The sequence below is a fragment of the Superficieibacter sp. 1612_C1 genome, from assembly GCF_015234305.1.
Classification (GTDB): Bacteria; Pseudomonadota; Gammaproteobacteria; order Enterobacterales; family Enterobacteriaceae; genus Superficieibacter.
Genome location: NZ_JADGMI010000005.1, coordinates 349581 through 369998, shown reverse-complemented (window position 1 = coordinate 369998; position 20418 = coordinate 349581). Strand labels below are relative to the sequence as shown.

Sequence of the window (20418 nt, the reverse complement as noted above, 5' to 3'; positions counted from 1 at the left end):
TAATGTTCGGATGCTTTTTTGCTTTCTAACAAACTGAAATTAAGGAGAATTATATAATGACTACGATATGCCCGCAATGTGGTTCTGACCGTGTAAGTGAGCGAAATATTGGTAGGACGGCAGGTGGTATCGCTGGAGGCGTGGCGACAGACTGCTTTGATGTTGTGCCCTTACTATGTATCGACACCACAAGAGATTATCATTATAAATCTCTGGAATTTATGCTTTTAAGCATTATCCTGTCACAATGGGCAACAAGAGTCGCGGCTCCTCCTGATTAATCAAAAGTAAAATGTAGGTTCATACACATGATTCGCAGATTGAACATAATTGGATTCAAATCGCTCATTCTTGAACAACCTATAGAATTAGGAAGGGTGAATTGTTTTATTGGTGCGAACGGCGTTGGGAAGAGCAATATCCTTGAGGCTCTGGGGGTCATTGGTGCTGCAGCAAATGGTTCTGTTGATGCTGAAAGTCTACTCCGTCGTGGAGTGAGAGCTGGGGTCGCAGGACTCTATAAAAGTTCTTTTAAAAGTGAACGTGCTCCTGCTCACATCGGACTTGAGGCCATTGGTGATGCAAATGAATGTTACAGAGTGTCATTGCTGAACCCGGTAAAGACTCCCGAACCTGCCTGGTCCTTCAAAACGGAATACCTCAGCGATGGCTTTCACGATGTCATTTCGCAAGGTGTCCGTGGAAGGAAAAACCTGAATCCCAAGCTGGGTCTTGCGGCACTTAAGCTCGTTGAACTTGAGGAAGAAAACGCTGCAAGTCGTTTGATGAGTACATTGCAAAATTACGCAATTTATACACCTAATACCCCTTCCCTCCGAGGGATAGCACCAGACCAACAGAGTCGAAGTCCAATGGGGCTTAACGGTGGTTTGTTGGCAGAAGCTTTTGATTCATTACGCAAACAACTGAACAATCAAGACGATGGATCTCAACTGCTGGCAGAGGTTCTGGGACTTATTGATTGGGTCAATAATATTGATGTTACATCACAAGCAAGTTCAATTTTGTCCCCAAGTGTACCCCGCTCAAAACATATTCTCAGGTTTACAGATAAATATATGATGAGCAGTCGTAGCGAATTAACTGCCTATGATGCCAGTGAAGGAGCGCTGTATATCCTTTTCACAGCCTGTTTATGTTTGCTAAAAAATTCTCCGCGTTGCTTTTCTATTGACAATCTAGATCAAGCGCTGAACCCAAGATTGCTCACAAGGCTCATTAAGTGTTTGTCAGGATGGTTACTGGCATCCGATAAAGAGAAACAATTACTTTTCACTGCACATAATCCTGCTGTCTTAGATGGATTAGATCTGGATAATCCGGATGTAAGGTTGTTTGCTGTTGACAGGAACAATAATGGATTAACACGAGTACGCCGTATTGAACTCACAGACGGCGTTCGAAAATTAAACAGCCAATATCCTCTTTCGAGATTATGGCTGATGGGCAATCTTGGAGCAGTACCGAATGTCTGATTTACAGATCGCTTTGGTTGCCGAGGGGGCTACCGATTATCCGATCATCAAAGCTGCACTTGATGCATTTATGCCCCGGCCTTTTATTTTAAAATGGCTGCAACCTGAACCTGTGCTATCAGAGCTGGGGGGCGGATGGGGCGGGGTTTTGAAATGGTGCAATGCATATCGCGAATTGCACGATGGACTCATTGATGAGCATCCCCTTCTTGAACTTTATGACATGTTGATTATCCATCTTGATGTGGATGTTTCGACAAAGAAATATAGCGATTACGGACAGCAAATCACAAATTTTGCAGTGGAAAACGGTTGGGGAGCGTTACCCTGTGCCCAACCCTGCCCCCCAGTTAGCGATACAGTTCGCGCACTAACAAGAGTCCTAGAAAGTTGGTTATTACCGATGACTCGTGGACCTCGCACCGTGCTGTGTTTACCGGCCCAATCTTCAGGCACCTGGTTAGCGGTTGCCACGGTTCCTGAAGGTGAGCGAATGATGAGAGGGGACATTGAGTGTGATAAATCCGCTGAAAATAAACTTTCTGGTGCTGGTGGCGGCGTAAAGAAAAAATTCAGAATTGATAAAAGTGAGCCATCATACACAGCTAATTCTCCTGCTATTACGGCTCGCTGGGCTCATGTGAAAGAAAAATGTTCACAAGCAGCGATATTTGAAACAGACATGGTAAATGCCACCCCACCTTAAATTAATCAAAAATGTTCATATATCTCTAAGTTCTGGGTCTAAAATTACAAGCTATTCATGCTGTAAGTACACCCGTTTTAGTTCCACGCACTTTTTGAGATTTCCGGGTTTTCAGTTATCAGCCGGTATTCTTCCGGTGTCAGGTTATTCAGGGATTCATGAGGGCGCTCGCTGTTATATTCAGCCAGCCAGCGCTCTGTAATTTCCCGTGCTTCATTCAGTGTTCTGAACAGATAAAAATCCAGTATTTCTGTCCTGTACGTACGGTTGAACCGTTCGATAAAGGCATTCTGCGTGGGCTTGCCGGGCCTGATAAATTCCAGCATCACCCCATGTTCTTCTGCCCATTGTGCCAGCGTCAGCGAGATCAGCTCCGGACCGTTATCCATCCGCATTTTCAGCGGATATCCGCGGTTTAACACGATCCTGTCCAGCACTCTCACGACCCGCTGCGCCGGGATATTCAGGTCAATTTCGATCGCCAGTGCTTCGCGGTTAAAATCATCCACCACGTTGAAGGTCCTGAAGCGCCTGCCGCACATCTGTCAACACTAGGATTTATGGCCGCTTTTCGCCATTTTTAATGTCCGCTATTTGATCACTTCTGTTGTCCGCTTTCCGCCATTTCATCATCACTGATTGGCGTTGCGTTTTTGGCCAGCACCCCGGCTTTGCGTTTTTCCTTCAACCGGTAACTTTCTCCTTTTATATTGACTGTGGTTGAGTGGTGCAGCAACCGATCTAGGATCGCCGTTGCCAGTACGTTATCGCCGAACATCTCTCCCCAGTCGGCGAAGCCTTTGTTTGAGGTCAGGATAATGCTCGCTTTTTCATACCGCCGGTTCAGCAGGCGGAAGAACAGACTGGCTTCCTCTCTGTTCATCGGCAGATAGCCTATTTCGTCCAGGATCAACACTCGCGCATAACTTAGTTGTTGTAGCTGACGCTCCAGCCGGTTTTCCTGCTTCGCTTTCATCAGCGTAGCTACCAGCCTGTCCAGCGGCATGAACAACACCCGATGGCCCGCATCTGCTGCTTTCACGCCGAGGGCCACAGCCAGATGGGTTTTACCCACTCCAGGTGGCCCCAGCAGGATTACGTTCTCACAGCGCTCCACGAACGCCAGGCCGGACAGCTCCCGGACGACCTTACGATCGATACCTGGCTGGAAGCTGAAGTCGAACTGCTCCAGTGTTTTGACCCAGGGCAGGCGGGCCTGTTTCAGCCGGGATTCCATTCCACGCTGATGTCTGCCGTTCCATTCCTGCTGCAACGCCATACACAGGAACTCCCGGTAGTTCAGCTCTTTTTTAGCGGCCTGTTCTAACAAGCTTTCAACGTGGTAGCCCAGGTGCTCCATTTTTAACCGGCTCAACAGAGCTTCAAGTTCATGCATCACAGCAACTCCTCATAGGCACTCAGGGGACGATGTTCCACCATGCTGACCTGCTGCCACAGCGGGGCATGGTGTTCCGGGACCGTTTGCCAGCCAGATGATGATGAACACAGCCGGTGTGATGCAACCAACTGCTCATTGCTGTAGACCCGCAACTCATCATCCAGTGAGATCCGTATCGAGACCGGCTGCCCGCACAAGGTTTCAGGAACACTGTAACGATTGCCGCCAACCTCGATATAGCTGTCCCAGGACACATGGCGGATGTCGAAGTAGCTGGTATCGAAGTCCTTATCCGGCAACGGCTGCAGATGCTCCTGTTCCAGCGCGAAGCGTTGTTCTGGCGTCTGTCTGAACTGGCGAAGCTCCCGTTTATCAGCCACATCAGCCATCCACTGATCCAGTTGTTGGTTAACATGGGCGAAGCTGTCGAACCTGCGGTACCGGACGAAGAAGTTCTCCTTAAGATATTTCACCATTCGTTCCACCTTGCCTTTGGTTCTGGCCCTGCGCGGACGGCAGGCACGTGGCAGGAAGTCATAGTGGTCGGCCAGCAACAGGAACCCGGAGTTGAACACCACTTTTCCGTCGTTATTTTTCAGCACCGCCGCCTTCTGGTTATCAACCAGCACGGTTTTCACACTGCCACCGAAGTATCGGAAGGCGCGAACCAGCGACTCATAGGTGTGTTCAGCATCCTGCTTTGGCGCGGCGAAGACATGGGAGCGACGGGAGAACCCCAGCGTGTTAACCGCGAAGTTAACTTTGCATCGCTGCCCGGCAACCTCCACTTCGACTTCACCCCAGTCGTGCTGCAACTGGTAACCGGGCTGGGTTTCGAAGCGGACCGTTTTCTTCGACGGACGCATTTTACGTTTGGGCTGGATGTAATAGCGCAACATGGAGCGCCCACCGGTGTAACCCATTGCTTTGATTTCTGCGAGGATGACCTCGCCATTCCAGACATTCTCAGCCAGACGTGTGTCGATGTAGTCCATGAACGGCTTCAGTTTGGCCATTTTGTGGCGCGTTTTTCTGGCCGGTGGCTCAGGGTATTTGAGATACCGTCTGACGGTACGCTCAGAGCAACCGAGCTGAGTCGCAATATCGACAATGTACGCACCTTGCTTGCGCATTTGCTTTATCATGTAAAAGTCCTCTCTGCTCAACATGTTGATGTCCTTTCTGGTGTGAGAACCTCAAGGAAACAACATGTTGGGTGGAGCGGACAAATCAAATGGTGAATTACAGTCTTATATCATTGGCGCTAACACATCAGCGCATCGTGCATAAAATCGATGGACCAGCTCTGGTTCATCGCCTCTGGCGTCGCCAGCGGAGCCGGGTTACGCACTGGCAGGCGCTGTTTTCCCTTACGGCGAAAATTCAGTTTCAACAGGCAGTAAATCCGGTGCACGCGTTTGTGGTTCCATGTATTGCCCTGCCTGCGCAGCACCTGAAAAAGCTTTTTAAAGCCGTATCGCGGATAGCGTTCAGCCGCCACGGTCAGCGCCATAATCACCGGCTCATCACGTCGCGTATCCGGCTGATAACGAAATACCGTCCTGCTCAGCGACAATGTCCTGCATGCCTGACGTAAGCTCATGGCAAACTGCGCGGTCAGATAGCTGACCAGCTCACGCTTTATCGCTGGTTTTAAAGCTTTTTTTCAATAACGTCTTTCAGGGCGCGACACTCGAGACTCAGGTCCGCAAACATCTGTTTCAGTCGACGGTTTTCATCCTCAAGATCCTTCATCTTTTTGATATCAGAGGCTTCCATGCCGCCGAACTTCGCTTTCCAGTTGTAGTACGAGGCCTCCGATATTCCCGCTTCGCGGCAGACATCTTTGACGGTGCGTCCGGCTTCGACGGACTTCAGAACGGCGATGATCTGGTGTTCAGTGAATCGTGCTTTTCGCATGGCGATCTCCTCCGGGGACATAATCAGTATGCCGGAAGATCTCTAAATGTGAATGGTCCGTTTTGCAGGGATACTTACAGGAGGAGCTTGCCGGAGTGGGGGCTGACTGGCTGATAGCTGAACGACCGGGAAAATTGAGAAAGTTAAAACAGCATCCACGTAAGAATAAACTTACTATCCACATCGAATATCTGAAAGCCATTATCCGGGCCAGGGTTGAGCATCCATTCCGGATCATCAAATGCCAGTTTGGTTTTGTGAAAACCCGATATAAGGGGCTGATGAAAAACGACAACCAGATGGCCATGTTATTCACACTGGCGAATCTGTTCCGGGTGGATCAGCTGATACGCCAGCGGGAAAGAGCTGTCTGAAATAGGGGGATAACAGAGGAAATAACGCCTTTATGGTGCTGACAGGTCGTAAAGTGATGGAAATTTCATCAAAAATCGCCAAAACCATCTTCTGAAATAAATTAGCAAACAGATAAAGGAAACACAGCTAACTTATTCTCACCTTCCCTAGATTAGCCTCGACCTAAACTGTAATGGTAATAGCGAAGATTATACAGATTTTCTTCAGCTTCAGAATCCACAAATTCTGTTGATTAAGGTATCCATTACACCACTTTTATAATCTTTGTATTGAGTTGGCTAATCTCTTTTCATTACCAAATCTAGTAGTGTAAAATCTTTGTTCGATACCATACAGCAAATATTTTAACTCTTCTTCTGATGATACTTCGAATTTACTCTCAGTTGTGTCATATTTAAGTTTTTCAGCACAATAATCATTAATGTAATTCAGCATCTCACCTCTGTCTTCCACTGGCATCGCTGCAAGAGTATCCATAGCTAATGCAATTCTCTTTCGGTTTGGCTTTGATACCTTTTCTACATCATAGTCAGTTGAAAGTACAATGAAGGATTCACTTAAAAACGACTTAACTTCTTCTTCCGTGGCTTCTTTGTACAGAACATCGATACCTTTAAATATACTTGAAATTGTGGCGAGATTTCTGAATAATAATATATTTCTTTCCTTTAGGTATACAGCATCAGGTATATGATTAACAATCAACCGCCCTTCATTTTCTTCTATTTTTGCTGATTCACCAAAAGCAATTGTTTTTCTCTTGATAAACAGGGATGGGGTTATTTTCTGAAAATAAAAGTCTTCATCCTGATGAGAGAATATATATGAAATCTTCGTGAAATATTTTTTTGTTAAATCGTCGAAGTCTTTAGAATCAAATTCATCCTTAATGCATGATAAGCAGAATGATTGCTGACTAAAATTTTCAATTTTGAACCATGAATCTTCATCAAGATTATGGTCAGGGTTATATGGAATGAGGCTAAGAGTAGATAAATCTAAAGCGTCAAACAAAGTGTAGTCTGATACCAATTTAAAAAAAGGTTTCTTACGAGGTCCTTTTACTTTCGCAAAAATGTTATTCATTATTTTTTCCTTTCGATAAATGTATAGTTGTTTATTCTAAATGCAACGGGGATCTTGATTTCTTTGGGGGTTTTGTATTTATGACGACTAATTAAAAAAATGGATGCGCCGCTCTTGTTTTTAATGTTATAAAACTCATATCTAAACAGTAGAAATAAAGGGTTAAAGTATAATGCTTGAGACATAAAGGTAAAAATAAATAAAACGGCATAAACAAAAAATAAGGCAGACCAACTAGTTATACTTAAAGCCACAAAGAAATAACCAAGATAACTTGGAAGAAATGAGTTGTTCGCATGCTCCACAGAAACTACTTCGCCTTCTTTAAACTCATCCTTGCCAAGTCTGGAACTTAAAAACAAACTAATCCAAGTTAGTAATATGGGGATTAGCATGTAAAAAACGTATGATGTCATTTGTGGTAATAAACTCAACCAATGACTGTGTTCAAACCCTTGGAAAAAGTAATAAAGAGTGTACTTCTTTTGTACAAAGAAAATTATAGCCAACAACGATGTTGCGTTAAATGTTAAAAGAACTCTAAAAAGGAAATTTATTATCATAATGTTTTACTGTATCAAATACTGCGTACAATTATTTTATAGTATATCAATTAATCATTTACTTTTCACCTACAATATTTCGCTCAACCGGGTAAATATATCAATAGCGAAGCCCCAATTGGGGCTTCGCTACCGTCAGAACCCACGCATTCCGTTGATAAAAGTATCAATCACGCCACAAACCTTGTCATATACACGTTTAAGCACCATCTTCCTTTCAAGGATCTTTGGCGTCCACGTTAGAGCCCTGGCTACCTCGTCCTCGCGTGGGGCCACATCTGTAAAGAGGTAGTTATCCAGTAATGCGGTAACTTTGCTTTCATCAAGATTTTCTTCAGCACATAGCGTTGCAACCGCTTTACGCTTTTCACGTTCAACGTAGGTTTCAAAGGTCTGGGTGATATCTTCATCATGCGAAACATTCAGCAGATTTTCTTCGATGAAATTATCAATCAGTTCGCGTTTGCTGCGCAGCGTGACGTCACTGTCAACGATATCCATGACCTTCTTCTTCTGCTCCTGCTGCGCTTCAGGTGGCATAGCCTGGATGCCAGCCAGTAGCCTCAGGATATAGCCGACATTAATTTCATCCCGATGAATTAGTGTCACTTCAAAATCGACCTCATCCAGAATCGAGACTTTATCTTTGCCAGTGCGTTTTTTCACCTTGTCATAAATATCGAGATATTTACTGGTGTAATCGGCAAGAGTCTGATCCGATAAAGGCTTACTCACTTCATCAAAATCAGCAAAGCTCTCCAGGATATTCTTCAGTCGCATCATGTCACGGAAAGCCGTCACAAAAGCAAGCTGAGCTTTTTCATCAGGGAGGCTGTCCACGCTTTCCACTGTAGGTGTCAGGGTCAACAAGGTATCTACAGCAGCCTGATAGTCGCTCAGGTACTCTTCAAAAGGCTTAACCAGCACGACTGAAGATGCGTCTTTGTTCGAGAATAACGCTATGGCATCATCAGTGGCTTTCTTGAGATTACGGAAGCAGACGATGTTACCGTGGCTTTTCTTCTCATTAAGAATACGATTGGTACGGGAGAATGCCTGTATCAGCCCGTGGTAACGCAGGTTTTTATCAACGTAAAGCGTATTGAGAGCTGGGCTATCAAATCCCGTCAGGAACATATTGACCACCAGCAGGATATCAATCCCTTTTTCTTTGGTTCGTTGTGCAATGTTTTTGTAATAATTGTAAAAGCTTTGCGAATCATTAGCTGAATAGCTGGTGCCATACAGCGTATTGTAATCCTTGATGAAGCTGTCTAGATGATCCCGGCTCGAGATATCGATTTTCCCGCCTTGAGGCAGGCTGATGTCTTCTTCATCCAGTAAGCCGTTAACCGCTTCCTTATCGCTTTTGTCCGCTTCGTTTGCTGCATAAGTAAATATTGTTGCGATACGCAGCGGCTTGTAACCTGGATCGGCCTGCTGAAGCTCTGTTTGTTTGTCTTTAAAGAGTTTGTAGTATTTAATCAGCATGTCCACCGAGCCCACGCAGAACATTGCGGTAAACTCACGGTTTCGGGTCTTTGCATTATGGTGAGCTAGGATGTAGTCGGTTATCTTGCCCAGCCTGATATCGCTTTCCATGACCTCTTTGGTGTCGATATCTTCCACATCGATATCGATCTCATTACTGGTTTCTTTACGGCGATATGTTCCTACATACTCCACGGCAAAGCGCAATACGTTCTCATCACGGATGGCATCGACAATGACATACTTGTGGAGGCATTTGTCAAACAGCATTTCAGTAGTCTGCTTGATACCATTAGTAATATTGACGTTATCGGCAAAAATCGGGGTCCCGGTAAAGCCAAACAGTTGTGCATTTTCAAAGAAACTTACGATAGCCTTGTGAGTTTCACCGAACTGACTGCGGTGGCATTCATCAAAGATAAAGACAATACGTTCCTTACGCAGGTGCTCCAGCTGTGCCTTATATCCTTCATGGGTAATGGCATTGTTCAGTTTCTGAATGGTGGTCAGTATCAGTTTACTGTTGTTGGCCTTTAACTGCTTAATTAGTGTACTGGTATTGTTAGTGGTATCTACGCTGTCTTTAGCGAAACTGTTAAACTCTTTGGCTGTCTGATAATCCAGATCGCGACGATCGACAACGAAAATAACCCGATCAACTTCAGGCATGGACATGATCACCTGACTGGCCTTAAAGCTGGTTAAGGTCTTCCCGCTACCTGTGGTATGCCAGATATAGCCATTACGGGGTTTGCCCTGTAGGTGAAGACTGTCCTTAACATGGCGAATCATCGCCTCACAGGCATAGTACTGATAGGGTCGCATGGCCATCAGGCACTTACGGGTTTCATTCAGTACCGTGTAGTGAGTGATCATTTTTGCAATGTGACAAACTTTCAGGAAGGCTTCTGTAAACTTCTCCAGCGACTTAATGGGTTCATTTTTCTCGTCTGTCCAGAAAAAGGACTGCTCGAAATGGTTAGCCCGATTATTAGCGTAATACTTAGTATCAACACCATTACTGATAATAAACAACTGAACATACTGGAACAGACCACTACCAACCCAGAATGCATCCCGATGGTAACGGTCAATCTGATTAAAGGCTTCTTTCAGGCCCAGCCCACGTCGCTTAAGCTCTATCTGTACTAAAGGCAAGCCATTAATCAAAAGCGTAACGTCAAAGCGCGTTTTACGAGTTTTTTGCTCGGCATTAAACTGCTTAACCTGACGAGTGACTTGAAACTCGTTCTGGCACCATTCGTCTTTGTTGATAAAGCTGAGCCATTTCTCCGTACCGTCATCACGCAGCAACTGGTAGCGATCACGCAGGATTCTGGCACGATCGATCACTTCATTGCCTTTGGTCAGATGCAGGAAAACACGGTTAAATTCGCTGTCGGTGAGAGGGGCAGCCTCCAGCCGATTATGAATCTCGATCTGCTTGCGCAGGTTGGCTTTCATACTGGCTTCGTCTGTAACATTCACCAGTTCGTAGTGCATCCCCACCAGCTGGTTGATCAGGTGCGTTTCTAACTCGTATTCGCTTTGCGTTGCCATCAGTATGTTGTGCCTTTCGTTGTTATGCGGGTCTGGATCTGGCCGAGCCGAATTATTTTTATACAAACATTTGCTGGAGCAGGCCTTGCTTCCAGATTTTTAATTTGTCTAGTTCCACCTTTTTTAAAGTGAGTTTATGATCGATAGAAGAAAGAAAATGTGAAATCTTCAATTGTTCCTGTAAGCAAGGAACTTTAACTTTTATAGTTTTTAATTGAGCATATTTTAGATTCCATGTGTCAGATGTCAGTCCCTGAGAGTGCCTTTGAAACTCAAAAATCATTTTGTCCGTTTTGAACATATAACTAAAAAAAATACTACTATGTTTACTATTACCTTTAAGCACTGTATATGCGGGGCTAACAATACCATCAAAGGATGACACACCACTCGCACCTTGCCACATTCTCATTGAGTTGTAAGCAATATCACCACAGTATACTCTCAAATAATTACTTTTATCGTAACTGGAATTATTCTTTCTGACTGTCTCATCAAATTTTTTGATACCTCCATTAATAGAGATAGATAATAATTCCTCATCTCCGAAAGCTCTTTCTGTACGTTGTTCAAATACATTACCTAAAACTAGTTCACGCCATTGAGAAAACTTTTCTTCCTTATCATCTTTAAAGAAGATTTCTTGACAGAAAATCTTTTGCATTGCTCCTTTTTTATACAGATTCAATAAAACATACTGTTTGTTTAAAAGTGCTATTTTTTTATCAATAGAAGACAAAAAATCAGCAATTTTATTTTGCTCTTCCAATTCAGGGAAAAAAGCCGTAACCTTTCCTAAAGATTCTTGTCCAATATTATATCTGGTGCTACCGCCGCTTCTCTGGGTTAAGTCTTTTCTCAATATGTCAGTTTTTAGTTGATAATTTATAAAAGCGCTATTTAGCTTAACTAACGGCCTGCCTCTGATTACAAAACCACCAAATAAGACAGTGTTAGTATCAGCATATACATTAGCTTGCCCAACTTCTTCCCTTGTTTCCGAACTACGCTGAAAAAGTATATCGCCTTGCTTTACTTGATAAGAAGATATCTGCTCATCTGTGGCTTGTACACTTTCTTGAATCGTATCGAATGTAATTTTATCATTATTAATGATATCTAGAACATTAATAAATTTAATGCCATTTCCATACATCTCTTTGCTGGCATTGAGTCCATTCTTAAATGAAAAAATATTTTCCAGTTTATTACTATACCAATTTTTACTAAAACCTTTAAATCTTAACTTTGGCACCATCATTTTTTATCCTCCGCCTGTACAAATGGCGCATCGATCCCCAATTCTTTACAGAATCCAGCAATGGTCTTATCGATCTGAGCCACTTTTCCTTCCAGCTCACGAATCTCATGTGCTACCGCATTGAGGTCAATTTCATCTTTTGCTTCAAAAGTATCGACATAGCGCGGGATATTGAGGTTGTAATCGTTGTTGCGGATCTCTTCCAGCGTCGCAATATGGCTGTACTTCTCTTGAGCTTTCCAGTCGTTGTAAGTATCTGCAATCTTGTCGATATGTTCCGGCAGCAGGCGATTCTGAGTTTTCACCTTCTCAAAGTCGTTGCTTGCGTCAATAAACAAAATACCGTCGTTGTGTTTACGGCACTTACGCAGCACCAGCACACAGGTTGGGATACTGGTACCATAGAAGATATTCGCAGGTAGCCCGATAACGGCGTCAATACAGTTCAACTGTTCAATCATGAACTTGCGGATGTGTCCTTCTGCCGCACCACGGAATAAGACCCCATGAGGCAGAACCACCGCCATCGTGCCGTCATCTTCCAGGTGGTAAAACATATGTTGCACAAATGCCATATCCGCTTTACTGGACGGCGCGAGCTTACCGTATTGCGCAAAGCGGTCATCGTTCATAAACAGCTGGCTGGCGCTCCATTTGGCTGAGAACGGTGGGTTGGCGACAATCGCATCAAATTTCAGATGCGTATGCTGCGGATGTTCCAGCGTATCTTCCTGCATGATTTCAAAGTCAGCATAGTGAACGCCATGCAAAATCATGTTCATACGTGCCAGGTTGTAGGTGGTGCGGTTCATCTCCTGACCGTAGATTTTACCTACGGAAGAGGCTTCACGTTTTACACGCAGCAGTAGAGAGCCAGAGCCACAGGTCGGGTCATAGACGTTTTTCAGTTTGAGCTTGTGAGTAGTAACAATTTTTGCCAGCAACGTAGAAACCGGCTGCGGTGTATAGAACTCTCCCGCTTTTTTACCTGCACCTGAAGCGAATTGCCCAATCAAATACTCGTAAGCATCGCCCAGTATGTCAGAACTGGCTTCACTCAGATTAAAACTCAGTTTGTCGAGTTCGGTGATAACCTTACCAATCAGCTCATTTTTTGCTTTGGCAGTATTACCCAGTTTACTGGAGCCTAAATCCAGGTCTTCAAACAGGTTGCTGAAGTCATCTGCGGAGTCAGTGCCCAGGGTGCTCTGCTCAATATTACGTAGAGTAGTAGCAAGATCTTCGAGAATAAAACCTTCTCCTGCACCTTTCTGATCTTTCGCTACACGCTGAGCCATGGTGTGGAACAGGTCAGTTGGGGGCAGAAAGTAACCCAGCGTCTGAATGCTGTCGTCTTTTACCGCATCAATGATGTCCTGATAAGCCGGATGCTCAGTGGTCAGCTCGTTATACTTAATCCCGTCTTCTTTCAGGATTTTGTTGGCATAAGTGACAAACTTCTCGGAAAGATATTTGTAAAAGATGAAACCAAGGCAATAGTCACGAAACTCATCGGCATTCATCTTGCCACGTAGCGTATCAGCAATATTCCAAAGGCGGCTTTGCAGTTCATTCAAATTTTGCGCTTCAATCTGGGGCGACATACTTCTTCCTGTTGTTTTTGTAAGTCCCGGTTAAGGGATAGTTACTGAATCATATCACTGAGCTGGCTCAGGATCTGTTGTTCGTTTAGTGTGGCCAGGCGCTCCTGGTAATGGCGTTTTTCAATAGTTGCCAAATAGAGTCCACCGATTGCCTTCTGCTTATTAAGAGGAGGCAGCGTTGCAGTAAACTGACGTACCTCAGTAAGAGACAAACGTAATACAAACGTTGACCCTTGCGTTGCCATAGCTTGCTGGCGGCAGCTTTCCCTGCTTTCATTGAAGTGCCAGACAAACCACGCCGGAACAACCTTACTGCCGTCAACTTCGACCCTGACATAGTTATTACTGAGCAGACGCCCGGTATGCTCAGGGCTGACGATAGCGGCCTTACCATGGATCAGGCTAATGACCACATCTCCCGTCCGGACTGACAGAACAGCCTGGGTGGGGCGCACAACCTGCTCTTTATAAACGTTGATGGTATTACCCGGTTGCCAGCAGTCACTCATGAACTGCTCGGTCGCGTAAAAGCGACATGCTTTAGCCTCATCATTTTGTCTGATGCGACTGACATGGGCACCGGGAGTAAATGAAGCAACGGTGGAATAGGGTACTGGCTCAGCTTTCATTGAATAAACTTAAATTACAATGCGTGTGGTGAGTCTATCAATCCGGGTGGTGAAGTCAACTGAATTTAAATTTATTACGTATAACTCTCGTTTTCAGGCCAAGGTGAAAGAGCTTGGTCTCGATGTTTCGCTTAAGGGGACTCCCGGGATGCGAAAAGCCATATGGGCGGTCTCAGCAGATCTGCAACTGACGGAAATGCTACTTCCCGTCAGCAAAGCCAAAGAGGACACAAAGCGTATCTGGGAGCAAATCGAGAGCTGGTTGCCCATGTTTGCACTCTTCCAGAGCGACAGAAGCAGCCGGGATTCCGACGATGAAGTACAAAGTCCGATGAAAGCCGCCATTACGGCTGCACTGGCGGAAGTCCAGGACGACATCGCCAGCATCCAGTTGAAGCTCCAGCAAAAGGCAGAAGAGATTGCCCGAAACACACATGAAGCGCTGAAGACCATTGAGCCAGGCCTGGCAAGCGAGCTTACCCCTGAATTTACCCCTTCCACATCGGCAAAATGGCTGGGGCTATTCTCCGTTGGTCTCAACACTGACGGAGGGATCCCGCTGAATAAGCGTGGCAGTGGAGTCCGTCGTCTGGTGCTGGTGAGCTTTTTTTAAGGCCGAAGCAGAACGACGACTTAAGTCCTGCAATCGTCGTAGTATCATCTACGCTATTGAAGAGCCCGAAACCTCACAGCATCCTAATTAGCAGCGGTTCCTGATTGAGTCATTTAAATCCCTGTCTCTCGAAGCCGTCTGTCAGGTTATCCTTACCACGCACAGTCCCGGCTTTGCTGCAGAGCTCACGTGCTGATCACGCCCGTTCTCGCCGTCATGACGGGCAAGGTCATGCCCTTAACCCTCTCCTGTAGCTGACCGAAGCGCAATGCGAAAGTCCCCTGCGCGGAACGGTTAATGACAAGCGGCGTGATATCCACCACGCCTTCATGCTTCCCGTCTGTTACCCTTCGCCAGGCGTCACGGATGATGCCACTGAACGCCTGCAGAGAGCTTTCAGCAGGTTGTGTAATGGGCGCCAGCGTATCAAGATTCATCATCAGCACCATTTGGTATTCTGGCGCACAGGTTGAACCCCATATCCAGCGTAACAACGTCGGCGGTGAATTCTTACGTTCCTGCTGGCGCGCCTGTGAGTATTCCCCCGTTCGCTGCCAGACCTCAGTGTGAAATCGCAGGATCAGCGAGCGGTAATCGGTCATGGTTTCTTGATACGGCAACACCAGCGTAAAGCTGAACGCTACCAGTCGGGGGTAATGGTCAACGGCCTGCTGCAGAAATGCGCGTGTATTCGCTGCATCCGAAGCGTTACCGCCTGCAGCGACGGAGTAATGGTTATTCATGGGATTCTTTTCTCTTCTGGCTGAAGCCGGCAGAATGCTGGCGGGCAGGACGGTCTGTCTGATGTGAAAAACCCGCACCGGGCTTACCCGGGGAGGGTGTTACAGCGGTAATTCATCTGCCAGTTCACCTCCTCGATGCTGTAGATACCGGTCAGGCACCGGGGGCAACGCTTCACGCCCTGGTAATGGTTACCGCACCACACGCAGTACCAGGCAAGCGACATCACCGTCGTTTCCAGCCCGTTGATGATACTGCGCAGCTTTCGCTGCCGGACTTCAGCTTTCACTTCCGGGTCAAGATGGGCGCAGGCCATCAGCACATTGCGGGCCACGCTCTGCTGGTCATGCTCAAACCACGGGTCTTCATACATACCCGCATGCAGTATCAGACGGCATCCACAGGATGCGCAGCTCCATATCTGTCCCGGTGCACTCATGGCCTCCCCGGCTGTCGCGAAGTGGCCCTCGCGGTCGTTTGCCAGATAACACTTCAGCATGCGCATGCCGTCACCTCCGTTATCCGGCTATCAGCATCATTGAACGCATAGCTGCGCTCCCCCGTTCGGCAGGTCATACAGTAGCGTTCACCGTGGTAATCACTGCTGCAGCCGTGACAGTGCCAGTCGGCGCGGTAAACCAGCGGACGGGCTTCCGGTACATAAGATTGCAGTTGCCGGATAATGCGGGTTTCTTTCAGTTCAGGATTAACATACGGGCAGTACTGTCGCCCGTTCTCCGAAAGCGTTGCTGCATGATGTTCAAACCACGGGCGTTCAGTCTGGTATTCAGGATGGTACTGCAGGGCACTGCCGCACAGATGGCAGCTATAGCGGTCATACGGCGCGGTCTGCGCAGTTCTGGCACCGGTAAGGCGGTCGTTGCCGTCCAGAGCCATAAAGGATTTTGCGTACATCGTATTCATAATTTTTGCGCCTTACCGCCAGACGACACGCAGGCATCAGCCGTCCCGGTACGGGCAGCATGGCAGGATGTGAATGGCGGTTTAGTTATGCGTTAGCAGGTCGGTACCGGCGATGACCGGTCCAGGGCTACAGAAAGGTTACGGTTGCGCAGATGCGCCGGAGGGACGAAAACAAACGGGGCAAGGTCTGGCACCACAGTACTGTCGCCGGCAACGGGGACACGTCCAGCACGGGGGTATTTTCCATGGCTGAGTACGGCGTCGCTTTTCCATTCAGCTGTCTCCTCTGCTCAGACGCCACGGGAATCCGCAATGCGCTGTCGTATCCAGGATTCCACTTCACTTTTATACCAGCGGGAACTGCGCCCCAGCTTGATGGGTTTCGGAAACAGCCCGTCGCCAATCAGTTTGTAGAACCATTTGTCGGTCATCCCGGTAAACGTGGTAATGAAAGTCATGTCGATAAGCGGGTCTTCTGCGCAAAGCAGTGTGGTGGTTGCGGTGCTGACGTTATTCGTATTCGGTGTGGTCATGTTCGTTATCTCCCTCTGAAGAATGGTTGTCGGGAGACGTCCGGTGCCGTTGAATCAACGACATGCCGGTTCTCCTTCAGAGGATAAGGTTCATCTGTAAAAAAATACCGGGCTGCGGTCAGTGCCCGACAGAATGGACTGTTGACACTCAAGCTCAGCCTCGGCTGCAACCGAAGTTACGCTCGCCATCATCGGTGACTTTGGTTTCGCGTTTGGCAAGATAAGCGGCCTGCGCCAGTGCCTGTTGCAGCTGTGCATGGTTCCCACGCTCCAGCCAGGACACCGGGCTTTTCGGAAAGCGGGCCAGTACGGTGTGAGCCTCAGCATCCACCTGCAGGGCGCTGCACCACGCCTGCTTAATCATTCCGGCAAGCGTGTCCGGGTCTTTATAATCCCCCGGCCCGCACCAGGTATCGCGGTTCAGCAACAGCACCGCGTGGTAATGCTTCTTCCCTTTGATTTCACCAAACTCACGCGCCCAGACAAAACGCAGCGTGGTCGGCCAGACGCGTTTGCCCTCGCGACGTTGACGTGTCTGAAGGGCAGCAATGCGGGCTTTCAGGGCATCGGTGAAGCGGGAGATAACAGCAGCATCAGTGGCCGCTGGCGTATCCGGCAGACGGAGGTCAACGCGCAGAGCCAGTACACGGGTGTAAGCGTTAAGTGCGCAATTGAACGTATCAGCAATACGTTGCTGCCAGTAAGGGTGGTAGGTGTAACTCATTGAAATGGACTCCGGTGGGTTATCGTTCATAACCATTACCGGTGCTGTAAAAAAGTACTTTCTGGCGTTCGTACAGTAACGACTCCACGGGTGCAGCTCACAGTCTCGCGGGAATACGTCAGAAACAACGAAGTACCCCGAAAGCTGTATAAAAACGCCCCTCCCGTTACCGACACATAAGGGACATTCGTGAATAATGGCAATCAGAAGATGAAAACCAGAGGAAATATCGATGATTATTAACGTTGATGAAGCCGCCGCTATTGCGCTGGCACTGCTGGAAGAGAAAATTCACAACTGGCAAAAGACCGTTCCGCCATCCTGGCCTTCAACCTGGCCTGTTTTTAATCGGCTGATTGAACGTCATGATGAGATGGCATTGGTGTACAGGTAGATAGCGTCCAGTAACCTCTCCAGGCAACAGTTCTGGATACTGATTGAGCAGATTATTCATGCCGGTAGCTTTGGCACCGATGAGCGTTTTGCGACACTGCGGGCTGATCATCAGGAGCTTGTAGTCCTGAATGACGATATCAGCGCCCTGAGCATGCAACTGGCTGAAATGCTGGAACGACGCTCAGCGTTGATAGATAAGAGCGGCCACTTTCATTGCGAACGCATGCATAAACTCACCGAATTTATCGATGATGCCGGAGAGGGGAACGGTCATTACCAGTTGTACCTGAAGCCAGAATTGCAGCGACTTAATCGTTTCGATCTCAAATACTGGCCTGACATTGCCGGTATCGTTCGCTCACTGGGGATGGAAGAGGTGGAGATTACCTTTGCAGATGACGCGACAGAGGCGATTATCAACGCCCGCAGGCCTTCAATGACGGATTTCTTCAGGAAGCTATTTGATAATATTAACGAGCAAAAAACAGGGAACTACTACTCTTTGCCGCGGATGTTTAAACTTTCGGATGCAGCACTGGCGACAATTTTTAATATCACACGCGATCTTCCACCGGATGAGCTCATTGACGCAACTTATGTGAAGCGTACCCGTCATCGACTGAAAGAACAGGGTTACAGTGCAGTACGGTAAAGCGAGCCGTCGTCATTACCCCTTTTTCATCGTGGGCCAGTGGGGGCTGATCCTGATGACAGGGGGAGCTGATGGCCCTCTGAGCATCTCACTTGCAATACAGACTCCCCTGACCGGATGCTGCACGCGCCCACAGTTCCTCATCGCTGAGCGTGGTTTCAATCAGCTCAACCGGCACGCCACTGTCGTCAATTACGGCCACCCGGTAATCGTCTATGGGTTCATAAGGCCCCAGAATAACCGTCTCACCTGCTATTGCCTCAGCCACGCTGCTGACCTTAAACGCCACATGCCGAACCGTTTTCAGCAAGGGATGGAGTGGAGAGTCATCGGTAAAACGATGCCACTGCACCCGAAACTTACCGGGATTATCCGTGGTATACAGACCGGCACTGGCACTGAACTTACCGGCGCTATCCCCGTCCTGCACCGGGATACCGAAATGATGAAACTCGTACCTGACGTTTGCTTTCACTGGATTGTTTTACCTTACGCTGATTCCGTTCTTAAGACATTACCCGGACAATACCAAACGATGCAGCAACCAGCATCAGTTTAAACACACTGTAACGCATCAGGCGCAGCGCAGGTCATTCAGACACAGATTCACCTCCCTGATGTATTTAATACGCTAATACGGATGCACAGGAAGCCTGTGAGACAGACAGAAGTATAACGTTCACTCGTTAAGTCAATAACGCACATTCAGTGCGTTACTTATTCCTGGTATAAACACCCGCCAGTCATTTGCAATAATGCACAACAGGTATTCTGCTTAATGTCGTTATCCCGCCAGAAATATCTGCTTTGGCTATTACTCCCGATAAAGGTTACCGTCCCTGCAGGATAGTTCACTGACGTAAACCATGCCCGGATACGCACCCCATGGATAAGCACAGAGCGTATCGTAATAACTGGTGACGCTATTACCTGTCAAAGCCAGCGATGGTAAAAGAACGTTATGCCTGGTGAATAGCGCTAATAACGCTCACCAGATACTGAGTGCGGGTTAACTGCCAGTACATACACGGGCTAATCTGATAACAGCCATACCCTGCTTAATGAAGACTTATGCACCAGTGACAATATCTCTCAGTCTGATGATTGCCTGTTAACGCATTAATGCTCTGACAATCCCTCACTACCACAGATATCGAATAAACGGCAGTCTGTTATCACGTCGTTATTCTCGAATTTATAATCTTTACACCTTTAGCTTTTGTAATAATCCAGCCCGAATAACCGTCACCCTCTCAATGCCGTCTAACACTCTGACAATGGCATTTCCTTCACAAGGATATATGACTTCCCGCAATGATAACTTCCCGACTCAGTTACAGTCATCACAATTTACTCCCACGGTTAAAACTGTTCACTGATTCAGCATCTTTCAACATAGGTAATCGTTACCGGGTAGTGACATCTTCTCTCAGGCAGTATATCGACTGAACAGCATTACTTACCTCTTACCCTTAAGTAACCTTTGAAGTTAATCCTTAAGATAATAACCCACTAAGATAATAATCTCTTCTTTAATATATTAATACCAATCCAACACACCATACCTGACAGTAATACCAGAGCCAGCGGCACCAGGCGGTGGCCACACGAGATAAAAGCGATGTACATTCACTCTGGAATTATCTCTTCAGCAAGAAGAATAAAAAACCGAGACATCACATGACCTCAACCTGTTAATACCCTGCTCCAAAGAAGCCCTTACTCCTGCTACTGAGCAACAAATT

General features: G+C 46.9%; 19 protein-coding genes and 4 pseudogenes. 7 read left to right on the top strand and 16 right to left on the bottom strand.

What is annotated here, in order from left to right; all coding sequences use genetic code 11:
• Positions 1-308 precede the first annotated feature (308 nt).
• Positions 309-1496, top strand: a complete 1188-nt coding sequence (locus INT84_RS18585) for an AAA family ATPase (protein WP_194207979.1) — start codon at positions 309-311, stop codon at positions 1494-1496.
• The gene (locus INT84_RS18580) at positions 1489-2202 is read left to right on the top strand and encodes a hypothetical protein (RefSeq protein ID WP_194207978.1); all 714 of its coding nucleotides are present in this window, start codon (positions 1489-1491) and stop codon (positions 2200-2202) included. Before INT84_RS18585 ends, INT84_RS18580 begins: the two co-directional genes overlap by 8 nt.
• Positions 2203-2279: 77 nt before the next feature.
• Here the strand turns inward: INT84_RS18580 and INT84_RS18575 are convergent.
• The 4 genes and pseudogenes from INT84_RS18575 to INT84_RS18560 all read right to left on the bottom strand — a co-directional run.
• Positions 2280-2741: pseudogene (locus INT84_RS18575) on the bottom strand (integrase core domain-containing protein); the annotation flags it as partial.
• 59 nt (positions 2742-2800) lie between these two features.
• Positions 2801-3598: an IS21-like element helper ATPase IstB gene (gene istB / locus INT84_RS18570; protein WP_194208095.1), complete on the bottom strand. Its 798-nt coding sequence runs from the start codon at positions 3596-3598 to the stop codon at positions 2801-2803.
• Positions 3598-4770: an IS21 family transposase gene (gene istA / locus INT84_RS18565; RefSeq protein ID WP_194207977.1), complete on the bottom strand. Its 1173-nt coding sequence runs from the start codon at positions 4768-4770 to the stop codon at positions 3598-3600. The genes istB and istA overlap by 1 nt, the downstream gene beginning before the upstream one ends.
• A gap of 98 nt (positions 4771-4868) precedes the next feature.
• Positions 4869-5521 (bottom strand): annotated as a pseudogene (locus INT84_RS18560) (transposase); the annotation flags it as partial.
• Between the two features lie 77 nt (positions 5522-5598).
• Between INT84_RS18560 and INT84_RS18555 the strand changes: the two are divergent.
• A pseudogene (locus tag INT84_RS18555) lies at positions 5599-5895 on the top strand (transposase); the annotation flags it as partial.
• A 256-nt stretch (positions 5896-6151) separates the two neighbouring features.
• Here the strand turns inward: INT84_RS18555 and INT84_RS18550 are convergent.
• From INT84_RS18550 to INT84_RS18530, 6 genes are all read right to left on the bottom strand, one after another.
• On the bottom strand, positions 6152-6982 hold the full coding sequence (locus INT84_RS18550; protein WP_194207976.1) for an ATP F0F1 synthase synthase: 831 nt from the start codon (positions 6980-6982) through the stop codon (positions 6152-6154).
• Positions 6982-7545, bottom strand: a complete 564-nt coding sequence (locus tag INT84_RS24255; protein ID WP_228066342.1) for a hypothetical protein — start codon at positions 7543-7545, stop codon at positions 6982-6984. Before INT84_RS24255 ends, INT84_RS18550 begins: the two co-directional genes overlap by 1 nt.
• A 135-nt stretch (positions 7546-7680) precedes the next feature.
• Positions 7681-10596 carry a type I restriction endonuclease subunit R gene (locus tag INT84_RS18545; protein ID WP_194207975.1) on the bottom strand — a complete coding sequence of 972 codons (2916 nt, stop codon included), beginning with the start codon at positions 10594-10596 and terminating at the stop codon, positions 7681-7683.
• Positions 10597-10654: 58 nt separating this feature from the next.
• Complete coding sequence (locus INT84_RS18540) at positions 10655-11857, bottom strand: restriction endonuclease subunit S (RefSeq protein ID WP_194207974.1); 1203 nt, start codon at positions 11855-11857, stop codon at positions 10655-10657.
• Positions 11854-13461: a type I restriction-modification system subunit M gene (locus tag INT84_RS18535; RefSeq protein WP_194207973.1), complete on the bottom strand. Its 1608-nt coding sequence runs from the start codon at positions 13459-13461 to the stop codon at positions 11854-11856. Before INT84_RS18535 ends, INT84_RS18540 begins: the two co-directional genes overlap by 4 nt.
• Before the next feature lie 41 nt (positions 13462-13502).
• Positions 13503-14090, bottom strand: a complete 588-nt coding sequence (locus tag INT84_RS18530) for a restriction endonuclease subunit S (protein ID WP_194207972.1) — start codon at positions 14088-14090, stop codon at positions 13503-13505.
• Positions 14091-14109: 19 nt separating this feature from the next.
• On the opposite strand from INT84_RS18530, the gene INT84_RS18525 reads away from it, so the two are divergent.
• Both INT84_RS18525 and INT84_RS24455 read left to right on the top strand, forming a co-directional pair.
• Positions 14110-14703 carry an AAA family ATPase gene (locus INT84_RS18525; protein WP_228066341.1) on the top strand — a complete coding sequence of 198 codons (594 nt, stop codon included), beginning with the start codon at positions 14110-14112 and terminating at the stop codon, positions 14701-14703.
• A gap of 40 nt (positions 14704-14743) precedes the next feature.
• Positions 14744-14794: pseudogene (locus INT84_RS24455) on the top strand (hypothetical protein); the annotation flags it as partial.
• 94 nt (positions 14795-14888) lie between these two features.
• Here the strand turns inward: INT84_RS24455 and INT84_RS18520 are convergent.
• The 5 genes from INT84_RS18520 to INT84_RS18500 form a co-directional block, all read right to left on the bottom strand.
• Positions 14889-15446: an inovirus-type Gp2 protein gene (locus tag INT84_RS18520; protein WP_194207971.1), complete on the bottom strand. Its 558-nt coding sequence runs from the start codon at positions 15444-15446 to the stop codon at positions 14889-14891.
• An 83-nt stretch (positions 15447-15529) separates the two neighbouring features.
• On the bottom strand, positions 15530-15949 hold the full coding sequence (locus INT84_RS18515) for a putative zinc ribbon protein (protein WP_194207970.1): 420 nt from the start codon (positions 15947-15949) through the stop codon (positions 15530-15532).
• Positions 15937-16359, bottom strand: a complete 423-nt coding sequence (locus INT84_RS18510) for a putative zinc ribbon protein (RefSeq protein ID WP_194208094.1) — start codon at positions 16357-16359, stop codon at positions 15937-15939. The genes INT84_RS18515 and INT84_RS18510 overlap by 13 nt, the downstream gene beginning before the upstream one ends.
• Positions 16360-16658: 299 nt before the next feature.
• On the bottom strand, positions 16659-16901 hold the full coding sequence (locus INT84_RS18505; protein WP_194207969.1) for an AlpA family transcriptional regulator: 243 nt from the start codon (positions 16899-16901) through the stop codon (positions 16659-16661).
• Positions 16902-17055: 154 nt separating this feature from the next.
• Positions 17056-17625 (bottom strand): inovirus Gp2 family protein, encoded by a 570-nt coding sequence (locus INT84_RS18500; RefSeq protein WP_194208093.1) that lies wholly within the window; start codon positions 17623-17625, stop codon positions 17056-17058.
• A gap of 232 nt (positions 17626-17857) precedes the next feature.
• Between INT84_RS18500 and INT84_RS18495 the strand changes: the two genes are divergently transcribed.
• Entirely contained in the window at positions 17858-18019 is a 162-nt protein-coding gene (locus INT84_RS18495) for a hypothetical protein (RefSeq protein WP_194207968.1), read from the top strand.
• 153 nt (positions 18020-18172) lie between these two features.
• Positions 18173-18673: a hypothetical protein gene (locus tag INT84_RS18490; RefSeq protein ID WP_228066340.1), complete on the top strand. Its 501-nt coding sequence runs from the start codon at positions 18173-18175 to the stop codon at positions 18671-18673.
• 88 nt (positions 18674-18761) lie between these two features.
• On the opposite strand, the gene INT84_RS18485 is transcribed toward INT84_RS18490, so the two are convergent.
• Complete coding sequence (locus tag INT84_RS18485; protein ID WP_194207967.1) at positions 18762-19148, bottom strand: VOC family protein; 387 nt, start codon at positions 19146-19148, stop codon at positions 18762-18764.
• Positions 19149-20418: the final 1270 nt, after the last annotated feature.

Bases quoted from the DNA above. Each gene is read 5' to 3' on its own strand.
- INT84_RS18585 (WP_194207979.1), top strand. From the start codon at position 309: ATGATTCGCAGATTGAACATAATTGGATTCAAATCGCTCATTCTTGAA.
- INT84_RS18580 (WP_194207978.1), top strand. From the start codon at position 1,489: ATGTCTGATTTACAGATCGCTTTGGTTGCCGAGGGGGCTACCGATTAT.
- istB (WP_194208095.1), bottom strand. From the start codon at position 3,598: ATGCATGAACTTGAAGCTCTGTTGAGCCGGTTAAAAATGGAGCACCTG.
- istA (WP_194207977.1), bottom strand. From the start codon at position 4,770: ATGTTGAGCAGAGAGGACTTTTACATGATAAAGCAAATGCGCAAGCAA.
- INT84_RS18550 (WP_194207976.1), bottom strand. From the start codon at position 6,982: ATGAATAACATTTTTGCGAAAGTAAAAGGACCTCGTAAGAAACCTTTT.
- INT84_RS24255 (WP_228066342.1), bottom strand. From the start codon at position 7,545: ATGATAATAAATTTCCTTTTTAGAGTTCTTTTAACATTTAACGCAACA.
- INT84_RS18545 (WP_194207975.1), bottom strand. From the start codon at position 10,596: ATGGCAACGCAAAGCGAATACGAGTTAGAAACGCACCTGATCAACCAG.
- INT84_RS18540 (WP_194207974.1), bottom strand. From the start codon at position 11,857: ATGATGGTGCCAAAGTTAAGATTTAAAGGTTTTAGTAAAAATTGGTAT.
- INT84_RS18535 (WP_194207973.1), bottom strand. From the start codon at position 13,461: ATGTCGCCCCAGATTGAAGCGCAAAATTTGAATGAACTGCAAAGCCGC.
- INT84_RS18530 (WP_194207972.1), bottom strand. From the start codon at position 14,090: ATGAAAGCTGAGCCAGTACCCTATTCCACCGTTGCTTCATTTACTCCC.
- INT84_RS18525 (WP_228066341.1), top strand. From the start codon at position 14,110: ATGCGTGTGGTGAGTCTATCAATCCGGGTGGTGAAGTCAACTGAATTT.
- INT84_RS18520 (WP_194207971.1), bottom strand. From the start codon at position 15,446: ATGAATAACCATTACTCCGTCGCTGCAGGCGGTAACGCTTCGGATGCA.
- INT84_RS18515 (WP_194207970.1), bottom strand. From the start codon at position 15,949: ATGCGCATGCTGAAGTGTTATCTGGCAAACGACCGCGAGGGCCACTTC.
- INT84_RS18510 (WP_194208094.1), bottom strand. From the start codon at position 16,359: ATGTACGCAAAATCCTTTATGGCTCTGGACGGCAACGACCGCCTTACC.
- INT84_RS18505 (WP_194207969.1), bottom strand. From the start codon at position 16,901: ATGACCACACCGAATACGAATAACGTCAGCACCGCAACCACCACACTG.
- INT84_RS18500 (WP_194208093.1), bottom strand. From the start codon at position 17,625: ATGAGTTACACCTACCACCCTTACTGGCAGCAACGTATTGCTGATACG.
- INT84_RS18495 (WP_194207968.1), top strand. From the start codon at position 17,858: ATGATTATTAACGTTGATGAAGCCGCCGCTATTGCGCTGGCACTGCTG.
- INT84_RS18490 (WP_228066340.1), top strand. From the start codon at position 18,173: ATGCAACTGGCTGAAATGCTGGAACGACGCTCAGCGTTGATAGATAAG.